Genomic DNA, 12415 nt, shown 5'->3' on the forward strand with positions numbered 1-12415 from the left:
CTCCCTAAGGTTGTCGCGCCGCGGTCGCGGGAGCGAAATCTCGTAGCCGGTACCACAATCCCCTGCAGTCCGTGCTGTACCCGGACTATCCACGGCTATAAGGAAACCAGCAATAGGTCCTTCAGGCAATGTGAAAGCAAAAAACGAGAGCTGTGTAGGGCGTCACATTGTCACTTGTCGTGCCGTATCGAAAGCGGTGTCGAACAGGCGCTGTACCGGCGGCCCCATTTCCCCGGCCAACAGGGTGAGCAGGGACAGGCCGAGCAGCAGTGCCACCGGCAGACCCAGCTGCATCGGGTTCAATGCCGGTGCCGCGCGGGCAAGGACGCCAAAGGCCAGGTTGATCGCCAGCATCGCCACCACCAGGGGCAGTGCCAGCGACAGCGCGCCCCGGAAAATCTGCAGGGCCAGGGTGGGAGCCAGGGCAGCGACCGCATGGGGATCGGGCAGGGCGGTGCCGATGGGCAGTGCCTTGTAGCTGTCCACCAGCAATGAGATCAGTGCCAGATGGCCATTGCTGGTGAAAAACAGCAGGCCGAACATCAGGTAGAACCATTGCCCGATCACGCCGGAGCTGCCGCCGCGCATCGGGTCGGCCATCTGCGCGAAGGCCAGGCCGGTGCTCTGCGCGATCATTTCGCCGGCCATGGCGCCGGCTTCGAAGATCAGCCGCAGCAGGAAGCCGATGCTGACCCCCACGGCTACCTCGCGCAGGATGCTGAGCACAGTCATCGAGTCAAAGCCGCTGAAGATAGGCACCGGCGGCAGGACCGGGGACAGTGCCACGGACAGTGCCACCGCCAGCAGCGCCCGCACCCGCGCCGGTACCGCACGGGTGCCGATCATCGGCATGGCCATCAGCATCGCGCCAATGCGCAGCATGATCCACAGGGTGTTGCCGATGATGGCAAACGCCTGTTGGCCGTCGATGACTGTCTGGGTGACCGAATCCATCGCGCTAACCGATCAGGTGCGGAATGCGCTGGAACAACATGACGGTGAATTCGACCAGGTGACCCAGCAGCAGGCTGCCCAGCGCAAACAGCGCCGCGGTCAGGGCCGCGGCCTTGGCAACAAAGGCAATGGTCGGCTCGTTGATCTGGGTAGCGGCCTGGATGACGCCGACCACCACGCCGACGACCAGCACGACAAGTAGCAAGGGACCGGCGATCCACAAGGTGGCAACCAGGCCGCCGCGGAGTTCGGTAAGGGCAAGTTCGGGACTCATGCCGGAGCAGATGCAAGAGCGGTGCCACAGCGTTGGCGGCGGGTTTTTGGCGGGGGCACCCCAAACCTGACTTGTGGGAGCGGCGTCAGCCGCGAAGCTGATGTTCGATCAGATCGTAGCCCAGCCGGTGACTAACTTATCTCGGCTTCGCGGCTTACGCCGCTCCCACATCCACAGCCGTAGGCTTGCTGCGGTAGTCCGCGCCGACCGCCTGCAGGCCTGCGATCGCAAAGCGGTGCAGATGCTCCAGCAGCGGCTGCGATGGGCCTTGCACCACTGCCTGCAGCGGGCCTAGCACGCCACGACCGACCACGATCAACATCATGCACGGCGCGGCGACGCTCAGCAGGCAGCGCAGCAGGGCCGGCTCGTTGGCGGGGATGCCGGCGATCTCACTGAGAATCTGCGCAACCTCCATCATCTTCGGCGGAACCGCTTCTTCCATCAGCACCTGCAGGTGCGAGGAGGGGGCCAGCAGTTCGCGTGCCAGCACGCGCGGTGCCCAGGCCTCGGGTTGCTGGGCGCGCTGGACCAGACCAGCGAGCAATTCATATAGACGCTGTTCCGCGCTCATCGCGTTGCCGGCGATGCGCTGCAGGTCGTCAAGGTCAAGCAGCTGCCGGTGCGCTTCCAACAGCACCGCCTGGTACAGGCCGTTGCGGCTGCCGAAGTGGTAGTTGATGGATGCCAGGTCGGCAGCGGCCAGCAGGGCCACCGCCTTGCTGGTGGTTTCGGCAAAGCCCTGTTGCGAGAACAGCTGGCCGGCCGCCTCCAGCAGGCGGGCGCGGGTGGCCTCGCCGTCGGTGCGTGGTCCGCGTGGGATGGTTTTCTGTGTGCTCATTGCATGGCAAGTTTAGCCTGCTTCATCGCCCCGGCCAGCATTACTTTAAATTAAATTTAATTTGAACTAGGCTGTTCGGCAGATCCAGTCCTGCTTGCGGAAGCGTCCTGATGAAGAAGCCTGTTCTTGTCGTGGTAGCCGCCGTTGTGTTGTTGGTCGTGCTGCTGCTGTGGTGGAGCAGCCGTGATGAGCCGGCTGGCAATGGCCTGCAGTTGCAGGGCAATGTGGACATCCGCCAGGTGTCGCTTGCCTTCGATGGCAGTGGCCGGGTGCAGGAAGTGCGGGTAGAGGAAGGCGATACGGTCAAGGCCGGCGATGTGCTGGCCACGCTCGACACCCGCACCCTGCAACTGCAGGCAGACCAAGCCAAGGCACAGATCGAGACGCAGCGGCAGACCGTGGCGCGCCTGCACAACGGCGCGCGGCCGCAGGAAGTCGTGCAGGCCAGGAGCCAGCTGGCCGCAGCGCAGGCCGATGCAGCGCGTGCAGCGCAGGATCTGCAGCGCTTGCAAGGCGTGGCCAGCGCGACGGACGGTCGAGGTGTAAGCGCGCAGGAAATGGACCGCGCGCGTAGCGTGGCGAAAGTGGCGGCAGCGACTGCCGAACTGCAGCAACAGGCACTGGCGCTGGTGCAGCAAGGCCCGCGCAAGGAAGACATCGCGGCAGCCGAGGCGCAACTGCGGGCGGCCGATGCCCAGCTCGCCTTGCTGCAGCACCAGATCGCGCAAGGCCAGCTGAAGGCGCCGGTGGCAGCGGTGGTGCGCTCGCGGCTGGTGGAAGTCGGCGACATGGCCGGTCCGCAACGCACGGCGTTCGCGCTGGCGTTGACGCAGCCGAAGTGGGTGCGGGTTTTTGCCAGCGAGACCGAGCTCGGTCGTATCCGCAGTGGCCAGCTCGCGCAGGTGACGAGCGATAGCCACCCCGACAAGCCGGTGGCGGGCAAAGTCGGCTTCATCTCCTCGGTGGCCGAGTTCACCCCGAAGTCCGTACAGACCGAAGAGCTGCGCACCAGCCTGGTCTACGAGGTGCGCGTGGTGGTCGAGGATCCGCAGGATCAGCTGCGTCTGGGTCAGCCGGTGAGCGTGCGCCTGCAGGAAGCGGCACGCTGATGGAAGCGGCCGCTGCCACGGTTGTCGCGGTCGACCTGCGCAAGTGTTTCCCGGCCGCCGGTGGCGGGCAGCTGGAGGCGCTGGCGGGGGTTTCCCTGAGCATGCGCAAGGGCGAGTTGACCGCGCTGGTTGGGCCGGATGGTGCCGGCAAGACCACCTTTTTGCGCATGGTTGCCGGTTTGCTGCGCGCCGATTCTGGCCAGCTGCAGGTGCTGGGCCATGACGTGGCAAGCCAGCCGCAGCAGGTGCAGGACTGCATCAGCTACATGCCGCAGCGCTTTGGCCTGTATGAAGACCTCAGCGTGCAGGAGAACCTGGATCTGTACGCGGATCTGCATGGTGTGCCTGCGGACGAACGCCATGCGCGCTTCGAACGCCTGCTGCAGATGACCGACCTTGCTGCATTCAGGCAACGCCCGGCCGGCAAGTTGTCAGGTGGCATGAAGCAGAAGCTGGGCCTGGCCTGCACCCTGGTGCGTTCACCGCAGCTGTTGCTGCTGGACGAGCCCAGCGTCGGTGTGGACCCGCTGTCGCGGCGCGAACTGTGGAAGATCATCCAGCAGCTGGTGCAGGAGGAGCAGCTCAGCGTGCTGGTCAGCACGGCTTACATGGACGAGGCTGAGCGCTGCGAGCAGATCTTCGTGTTGCATCAGGGGCGCTTGTTGGCGCAGGGCAATCCTGCCGCGCTGACCGACAAGGCACAGGGCCTGACCTGGGCGGTAGCGCCCGTGCCGACGCGGCAGCCGCGCGACCTGCAGGCGCAGCTGATCGACGATACCCGGCACGTGCTGGATGCGGTGCCGCGCGCCGGTTCCGTGCGTTTCATCCTGCAGCCTGGTGTGGCGCCGTCGGATATCGCTGCAGTGCTGCAAGGCGAGCAGCCGAGCCGACGACCGGCGGAGTTGGAAGACGCCTTCATGATGCTGCTGCGCGCGCAGGAGACGCCCGCATCGCTGCCGGCGGCCGAAGTCACAGCAAGCAGGATCCCGCAGGATGATGCGCCGGTCATCGTGGTGCGCGACCTGGTGCGTCGCTTCGGTGATTTCACCGCGGTGGCCAGCACCAGTTTCGATGTGCACCGCGGCGAGATCTTTGGCCTGCTCGGCCCCAATGGTGCCGGCAAGACCACTACCTTCCGCATGCTCTGCGGTCTGTTGCCGGCCAGCAGCGGGCATCTGGAAGTGGCCGGCCTGAATCTGCGCACTGCCCGAGCCCAGGCCCGCGCACGCATCGGCTATGTCTCTCAGAAATTCGCGCTGTACGCCAATTTGAGTGTGCGTGAGAACCTGGAGTTCTTCGGCGGTGCCTATGGTCTTGGCGGCACGCAACTGCGCGGGCGTGTTGCCGATGCCATCAAACGCTTCGACCTGCAGGCGGATGCGCGCAGTGGCGACTTGCCGGCAGGCTACAAACAGCGACTGGCAATGGCGGTGGGCTTGCTGCATGCGCCGGAGATCCTGTTCCTGGATGAACCGACCAGTGGCATCGACCCACTGGCACGGCGCGCCTTCTGGCGCACCATCACCGAGCTGGCGCGGCAGGGCGTGACCATCATCGTCACCACCCACTTCATGGAGGAGGCCGAGTACTGCGACCGCATCGCGATCCAGGACGCGGGCGAACTGCTTGCGCTGGGAACGCCGCAGCAGGTGCGTGAGCAGGCCCGTGGTGATGGGATCGACATGAATGCCGCCTTCATTGGCATAGTCGAGCAGGGCCGCGCGCAGCGCAGTGCCACTGCAAGCGGCAGGGCCGCGTGATGTCCGGCTTCCTGCCCCGCTTATGGGCGCTGGTGCGCAAGGAGACCCGGCAGATGCTGCGCGAGCGCAGCAGCCTTGCGGTGGGACTGTTGTTGCCGGCGGCTTTGATCCTGCTGTTTGGCTACGGGCTGTCGTTCGATGTCAGCCACGCGCCGGTTGCGGTGGTGCTGGATGAGCACTCGCCGACTACGCAATCGCTGGTCGCAGGGCTGCAGGGCTCGGCGTATCTGGCGCCGGTGCAGGTCCGTGACATGAGCGCCGCGGTGGACTTGATGCGGCAAGGCAAGGTCGGCGGCATCGTGCATGTGCCGGTAGATTTCAGCCGGCGCATGGCGGATGGAAATGCGCAGGTGCAGCTGATCCTCAATGGCGTGGATGCCAATACCGCGCGGACCTTGGAAGGTTATGTGGGCGGCGCATTGGCGACGCAGCTGCAAACCACATTCGATCGGCAAGGCGGCAGCAGTGCGGGCGGCGGCGTCAATGTGATCCAGCGCATGTGGTTCAACGAGGCAAGCACCAGTACCTGGTATCTGGTGCCGGGCTTGATCGTTCTGGTGATGACCTTGATCGGCGCCTTCCTGACCTCGCTGCTGGTCGCCCGGGAATGGGAGCGCGGCACCTTGGAAGCAGTGTTCGTGACGCCGGTGCGGCCAACCGAACTGGTGCTGGCCAAACTGCTGCCGTATCTCGGTATCGGCGCGATCAACCTGGGGATCTGCCTGCTGACAGCACGCTTCCTGTTCGAGGTGCCGATGCGCGGTTCGCTGCTGGCGATCGTGATCAGCTCGCTGCTCTACCTGGCCGTATCACTGCTGCTGGGTCTGTTCATATCGGCGGTCACCCGCAACCAGTTCCAGGCCAGCCAGGTGGCACTGCTGACCAGTTTCATGCCGGCGTTGATGCTGTCCGGCTTCGTGTTCGACCTGCGCAACATGCCGGTGGCGGTGCAGGTCATCAGCCAGTTGCTGCCGGCCACGCATTTCATGGGGCTGATCAAGTCGCTGTTCCTGACCGGCGATAACTGGCCGCTGTTCCTGCAGAAGTCGGCCATCCTGTTGCTGTACGCGCTGTTGTTGTTTGCGGGTACCCGCTCCAAGCTGCGCAAGAGGCTGGTGTAGGCATGGAAGCTATTGCGATCTATTTCAGGCGCATTGCCTTCCTGTGCAGGAAAGAGCTGATCACCCTGCTGAAAGAGCCTTCCAGTCGCGCCATGCTGTTCATGCCAGCGCTGATGCAGGCGTTGTTGTTTGGCTACGGTGCGACCTTCGATCTGCGCCATGTGCCGTATGCGGTGCTCGACCTCAGTGGCGGACAGGCGTCTAGCGAGCTGCTTTCGCGGATGGATGGCGCGGGCATGTTCGAGCGCACGGCAACGTTGGCTTCATCGGCGCAGATTGCTGGCGTGATCGACGCCAATGAAGTGTTGCTGGTGATCAGCATTCCAGCTGATTTCGAGCAGCGACTGGCCGCTGGGCAGAGTGCACGGTTGCAGTTGATCATGGATGGCCGCAACTCCACCACCGCGGGTGCCGCTGCCGGCTACATCGGCTCCATCGTCGCCGATTTCAATCGGGAACGGATCAATCGGGAATGGTTCAATCGAACGCAGTTGAACCAGATGGACGCCACCGGCGGGCAGGCGGTGCAGCTGGTCACACGCAGCTGGTACAACCCCAACCTGGAGTCGCGCTGGCAGCTGATGCCAGCGTTGATCGCCGCGCTGAGCATGTTGCAGACGCTGTTGATCGCCGCCTTGTCGGTGGCGCGCGAACGCGAACAGGGCACCTTCGATCAATTGCTGGTCACCCCGCTGACGCCGATGCAGATCCTGATCGGGAAGGCCTTGCCGTCGATTCTGGTGGGGCTGGTGCAGTCCACCATCATTCTGCTGATCATCCGTTTCTGGTTCCAGATCCCGATGGCCGGCTCGGTGGGCGTGTTGTACCTGGCGCTGGCGGTGTTCACGGTGGCCTCGGTAGGTATCGGCCTGTCGATCTCGGCGGTGGCTGCCAACATGCAGCAGGCGATGCTTTACACCTTCCTGTTGATCATGCCGTTGATGCTGTTGTCGGGCTTGATGACGCCGGTGGCCAATATGCCCAAGGTGCTGCAGGTGGCGACCTATGCCAACCCGCTGCGCTTTGGCATCGATCTGGTGCGACGGGTCTATCTGGAAGGGGCGGGCCTGCAGGACGTGGGCTTCAACTTCATCCCCATGCTGGCGGTGGCGGCGATCACCTTGCCGTTGGCGGCGTGGTTGTTCCGTAATCGGCTTACCTAGGATGCGATGCATGTTTCCCCATTTGCGCTCACTGTTGAACGTGCCGCTGCTGCTGTCGCCGCTTGCTGCAGGCTTGATGCTCGGCGGCTGCGCGGTCGGGCCGGACTTCGTGCGGCCGGACATGGCGGCCCCTGCCGACTGGACGCAATGGCGCGGCGGTGACGCGTCACTAATTGCCGACGTCGGTACGCAGGCGCTGCGGCCGGAGTGGTGGACGCAGCTTTCCGACCCGACCCTGGATGAACTGCAACAACGGGCCTTGGAGGCGAACCCGGACCTGCGCACGGCTGCCTTGCACTTCGCCCAGGCGCGGGTGCAGCGGCGCACGATTGCCGCGCAGCGCGGTGTCGACGTGAACGCATCGGCAGGTGTCAATCGCCAGCGCCAAAGCGAGAACGGCGCGGGTACGCGCATGCTCGACATCCTCAGCAATGACAGTGACGCACTGAAACAACTGCTGGCCGAGCCATTCAATCTGTACCAGGCCGGCTTCGATGCGTCCTGGGAGCTGGACCTGTGGGGTAGGGTGCGGCGCTCGATCGAGGCGGCCGATGCCAGCGTGGCGCAGCAGGCGGCGCTGTTGGATCTGGCCAGGCTGAGCGTCAGCAGCGAAGTGGCACGCAGCTACGTGCAGTTGCGTGCGGCACAGCGGCAGATCGAGCTGGCACACGAGGACATTGCCGCATTGGAAGAGCGCTTGTCGCTGCTGCAGGCGCGGGTGGACGGTGGTCTGCAGGATCATCTGGACCTGGACCGTCAGCAGGCCGATCTTGCGGCGGTACGCGCGCGCTTGCCCGGCCTGCGGGCCGAGGAAGCCGGCAGCAGCAACCAACTCGCGCTATTGCTCGGCGAGCGCCCCGGCGCATTGCGCAGCCGGCTTGCAGCGCCGGTGGTTGCCGCGAGCGACGCGCTGCCGGATCTGTCGCTGGGCCTGCCGTCGGAAGTGGCGCAGCGGCGTCCGGATATACGCGCGGCGCAGGCACGCCTGCAGCAGGCCACGGCCAGCGTCGGTGTTGCCCAGGCCGATCTGTATCCCAGCATCCGGCTTGGTGCCAGGTTTGGCTACGAGTCGTATCTGTCCGGTGAGTTCTCGGACTGGGGCAGCCGCACCTGGTCGATCGGCCCGGTACTGAACCTGCCACTGTTCGATCACGGTCGACGCAAGAGTGTGGTACAGCTGCGTGAGCTGGAACAACAAGAAGCTGCCGTGGCCTACCAGAAGACCGTGCTGCAGGCCTGGCAGGAAATCGACAATGCCTTGAACGGCTACGCCGCTGCCCAACAGCACCGCGCGCAGTTGCGTGTGCGCGAGCAGGCTACGGCGGATGCCTACAAGATCGCACAGGCACGGCACGATGCCGGCCTGATCGACTTCCTTGCGGTGCTGGATGCACGTAGAGGCTATCTGCAGACGCGGCGTGACCTGGTGGATGGCGAAGCACTGCTGCGCAGCCAGTTCATCGCGGTCAACAAGGCCTTGGGCAATGCGCCACCCGCGCGTGAGTGAGCAAGGGTCAAGAGGTTTTTGGCACTGCCAGCTCCGCGGCTTGTGCCGCTCCCACCGACGAACAGCAGGCAGCACTCACGGCACGCCAGTACTCAGCGTCGGCGCAACCAGAAGTAGATCGGCAGGCCGGCTACGATCAGTGCCACGCCCCACAACAAGGCCTCGCTGCCGATGCCGGCAATCGCGTACAGGCTGAAGAGCAATGCACCGGCAGCGGCGATGCGTGAAGCAATGCCGCTGCCGCGCCACAACCATGCGGCTGCACCAGCCAGGTAGGGCAGCAGGGTGGCAGCGGTGGACAGCAGCACCGAGAACTTGAACAGGTCCACCAGCGAGCGGTTGTAGTTGCAGATCACCAGCACGGTGGCCAGCAGGCAGCTGACGATGACGCCGAAGACCGGCGCGCCGCGCTTGTTCTCGTGGGCAAAGGCGCGCGGCAGCACGCCGTCGCGGGCGGCGGCCATAGGCAGTTGTGCCGCCAGCAGCGTCCAGCCATTCAGTGCGCCCACGCAGGAGATGGCCATCACCACGGCCAGCAGCATGCCGGCGGTAGGCCCCCACAACGCGGCGGCGGCATCGGCCATTGGTGCGCTGGAATTGGCCAGCACATCGGCGGGCAGCAGTCCCAGTACGGTGGTGCAGGCCAGCACGGTTGCGATGCCAGCGATGGCGGTGCCGGCGACCGTGGCACGGGCGACGGTGCGCGGTGCGTCATCGACCGACTCGGCCGGGACCGTGGCGGCCTCCAGACCGATCATCGCCCACAGGGTCAGCGCCACGGTGGCGGCGGCAACGCTGCCCAAGGATTCGCCGGAAGGGTTGAAGGGTACGTAGTTGCTGGTATCCACCAGCCACAGCGCGACCAGGCCGAACATCAGCAAGGGCACGACTTTCAATGCCGTGGTTGCCAGCTGCAGGCGACCGGCTTCGCGCACGCCTATCAGGTTGACGCCCGCACACAGCCACAGGGCGACCAAGCCGCAGGCCGCAGCACGTACCGGGGTCGCGGTCAGGGCGGGAAAGATGGCGCCAATGCTGCCGGCGAAAGCCACGGCGATGGCGGCAATCGCACACCACATTGAGATCCAATAGCTCCACGCGACCAGAAAGCCCGGCAGTTCGCCAAAGGCGTTGCGGGCGAATACGTAAGGACCGCCGGTCTGCGGCCAGCGCTTGGCAAGCTGGGCAAAGGTGATCGCCAGCAGCAGCGCGCCGCACAGGGTGATGCTCCAACCGATCAGCGTTGCGGCGCCGTAGGGGGCGAGGGTGGCGGGCAACAGGAAGGTGCCCGAGCCGATCATGCTGCCCACAACCAGGGCGGTGGCGGACCAGAAGCCCAACGGGCGACGCGAAGTAGTCATAAATACAGCAACGGCAAAGGCTCGCGCCGGAGTACGGATGCCCCGGTAGAGCGTGAGGGAGGTGGCAGGCGCCGGTGGCGACCGCAGCAGGGTGGGGATTATGACGGTTTGCAGCCCCGACCGCGATGTGAAACCTGCCGGCAATGACCTTTGGCCCTTCCGGCAAGGCACGCCAGCGCTGACGCTGGCGGCCTTGTTCCCTGTTCTGGAAACCCCGATGACCGTTCGACCGCTGGCGCTTGCCGTCTCGTTCTCCCTGGCCACCGTGCTGGCCGCCTGTTCACCGTCATCGCAACCAGCGGCGGGTGACAGCAGTGCGCAGGCACCGCAGGCCGACAAGGCCGCGCAGCTGAACCAGCTGTACGCCGACTATTGGGAAGGCGTGCTCAAGCTGAACCCGCTGCAGGCCACCTTCCAGGGCGACAACCGTTACAACGACCAGCTGCCGGACTTCGGCTCGGCCGAGTTCCGCAAGCAGAGCCATGACTTCACCCAGGAGTGGCTGGACAAGGTGCAGAAGATCGGCGACGCCGGCCTGGCCGGGCAGGACCTGCTCAGCTACCGCATCTTCGTCGAGGAGCAGAAGCAGTCGCTGGAAGGGGAGAAGTTCCCGGGCTGGATGATGCCGGTCAACCAGATGGGCTCCACCGTCAGCTATGCGGTGATGCTGGGTTCGGGCCAGGTGGCGCAGCCGTTCAAGACGGTCAAGGACTACGACAACTGGTTGGCGCGTGCGGCGCGCATCCCGGTGCTGCTGGCGACCGAGAACGCCAATATGCGCGAAGGCATGAAGGCCGGCGTGGTGCAGCCGCGCGTGCTGATGGAAAAGGTGGTGCCGCAGTTCGACGACATCATCACCGCCAAGGCCGAGGACAGCCAGTTCTGGGGCCCGATCAAGCAGATGCCGGCCGACTTCTCGCAGGCCGACAAGGACCGCCTGACCGAGGCCTTCCGCACGCTGATCAACGACACGCTGATGCCGGCGATCAAGCAGCAGCGTGACTTCATCGCCAACGATTACCTGCCGGCCACGCGCGACACCGTGGGCCTGGATTCGCTGCCCGACGGCAAGGCCTGGTATGCCTTCAACGCCAAGCAGAGCACCACCACCGCGCAGACCCCGGAGCAGATCCACGAGATCGGCCTGAAGGAAGTGGAGCGCATCCACGGCGAAATCCAGAAGGTGATGGCCGAGGTGGGCTTCAAGGGCTCGCTGCAGGACTTCTTCACCTTCATGCAGAAGGACAAGCAGTTCGAGTTCAAATCCGAGCCGGAACTGCTGGAGCATTACCGTGGGCTTGAGGCCAAGATCAATGCCAATGTGCCCAAGCTGTTCTCGCTGACCCCGAAGGCCGGTTTCGAAATCCGCCCGATCGAGGCGTTCCGCGCCAAGTCGGCTGCTGGCGGCGAGTACATGCAGCCCAGCGAAGACGGCACCCGTCCGGGCATCTTCTACGTGAACACCTACGACCTGCCGACGCGCAAGACCTGGGATGCCGAAGACCTGTTCCTGCATGAAGCCATCCCGGGCCATCACTTCCAGCTGGCTTTGCAGCAGGAACTGAAGGGCGTGCCGGCGTTCCGTCGTTTCGGCGGCGAGACCGCCTTCATCGAAGGCTGGGGCCTGTATGCCGAGAGCCTGGGCAAGGACCTGGGCGTCTACACCGACCCGTACAGCTACTTCGGCCGCCTGCAGGGTGAGCTGTGGCGTGCGGTGCGCCTGGTGGTGGATACCGGCCTGCACTCCAAGGGCTGGACCCGCCAGCAGGTGCTGGACTACATGTTCGCCAACTCCTCGGTGAGCGAGCCTGATGCCATTGCCGAAGCCGAGCGTTACATCGCCTGGCCGGGCCAGGCACTGGCCTACAAGACCGGTGAGCTGAAGATCCAGGAACTGCGCAAGCGCGCGCAGGACAAGCTGGGCGCCAAGTTCGACATCCGCGAGTTCCACGCCGAAGTGCTGAAGGACGGCTCGGTGCCGCTGGACGTGCTGGACGAAAAGCTCGACGCCTGGATCGCCGAAAAGTCCAAGTAAGCGGCAAGCCGCTTACAGGTAGTGCCGAGCCATGCTCGGCATTGGCCTTACCAGCAGTGTCTGCGACCTGCCGCAGGCGGGATTGCCGGCTCTGTCTTGGGTTGACTGGGAAAGCCCCTGCCGAGCATGGCTCGGCACTACATGCAGCGTGTCCCGGTAGTGCCGAGCCATGCTCGGCAATGGCCTTACCAGCAGTGTCTGCGACCTGCCGCAGGCGGGATTGCCGGTTCTGTCCTGGGTTGACTGGGAAAGCCCCTGCCGAGCATGGCTCGGCACTACATGCAGCGTGT

General features: G+C 64.9%; 10 protein-coding genes. 6 read left to right on the forward strand and 4 right to left on the reverse strand.

Annotated features, from left to right (window positions below):
• Positions 1-162: 162 nt before the first annotated feature.
• The 3 genes from fliR to RT131_RS07935 form a co-directional block, all read right to left on the reverse strand.
• Positions 163-954, reverse strand: coding sequence for a flagellar biosynthetic protein FliR (fliR, locus tag RT131_RS07925; RefSeq protein ID WP_313171817.1), 792 nt, complete (start codon positions 952-954; stop codon positions 163-165).
• A 4-nt stretch (positions 955-958) separates the two neighbouring features.
• Positions 959-1228 (reverse strand): flagellar biosynthetic protein FliQ, encoded by a 270-nt coding sequence (locus tag RT131_RS07930; RefSeq protein WP_282269983.1) that lies wholly within the window; start codon positions 1226-1228, stop codon positions 959-961.
• Positions 1229-1382: 154 nt separating this feature from the next.
• On the reverse strand, positions 1383-2069 hold the full coding sequence (locus RT131_RS07935) for a CerR family C-terminal domain-containing protein (protein ID WP_313171820.1): 687 nt from the start codon (positions 2067-2069) through the stop codon (positions 1383-1385).
• A gap of 110 nt (positions 2070-2179) precedes the next feature.
• On the opposite strand from RT131_RS07935, the gene RT131_RS07940 reads away from it, so the two are divergent.
• The 5 genes from RT131_RS07940 to RT131_RS07960 are packed head-to-tail and all read left to right on the forward strand — an operon-like array spanning position 2180 to position 8729.
• Complete coding sequence (locus RT131_RS07940; protein ID WP_313171822.1) at positions 2180-3178, forward strand: biotin/lipoyl-binding protein; 999 nt, start codon at positions 2180-2182, stop codon at positions 3176-3178.
• The gene (locus tag RT131_RS07945; protein WP_313171824.1) at positions 3178-4938 is read left to right on the forward strand and encodes an ATP-binding cassette domain-containing protein; all 1761 of its coding nucleotides are present in this window, start codon (positions 3178-3180) and stop codon (positions 4936-4938) included. Before RT131_RS07940 ends, RT131_RS07945 begins: the two co-directional genes overlap by 1 nt.
• Complete coding sequence (locus tag RT131_RS07950; RefSeq protein ID WP_313171826.1) at positions 4938-6059, forward strand: ABC transporter permease; 1122 nt, start codon at positions 4938-4940, stop codon at positions 6057-6059. The genes RT131_RS07945 and RT131_RS07950 overlap by 1 nt, the downstream gene beginning before the upstream one ends.
• Before the next feature lie 2 nt (positions 6060-6061).
• Positions 6062-7222 carry an ABC transporter permease gene (locus RT131_RS07955; RefSeq protein WP_313171828.1) on the forward strand — a complete coding sequence of 387 codons (1161 nt, stop codon included), beginning with the start codon at positions 6062-6064 and terminating at the stop codon, positions 7220-7222.
• 10 nt (positions 7223-7232) lie between these two features.
• On the forward strand, positions 7233-8729 hold the full coding sequence (locus RT131_RS07960; RefSeq protein WP_313171830.1) for an efflux transporter outer membrane subunit: 1497 nt from the start codon (positions 7233-7235) through the stop codon (positions 8727-8729).
• 92 nt (positions 8730-8821) lie between these two features.
• Here RT131_RS07960 and RT131_RS07965 read toward each other — a convergent pair whose 3' ends face one another.
• The gene (locus RT131_RS07965; protein WP_313171832.1) at positions 8822-10090 is read right to left on the reverse strand and encodes an amino acid permease; all 1269 of its coding nucleotides are present in this window, start codon (positions 10088-10090) and stop codon (positions 8822-8824) included.
• Positions 10091-10307: 217 nt separating this feature from the next.
• Between RT131_RS07965 and RT131_RS07970 the strand changes: the two genes are divergently transcribed.
• On the forward strand, positions 10308-12125 hold the full coding sequence (locus tag RT131_RS07970) for a DUF885 family protein (RefSeq protein WP_313171921.1): 1818 nt from the start codon (positions 10308-10310) through the stop codon (positions 12123-12125).
• The last annotated feature ends 290 nt before the right edge of the window (positions 12126-12415 follow it).

Origin of the sequence: Stenotrophomonas sp. (genome assembly GCF_032066555.1) — a bacterium.
Taxonomy (GTDB): Bacteria; Pseudomonadota; Gammaproteobacteria; order Xanthomonadales; family Xanthomonadaceae; genus Stenotrophomonas.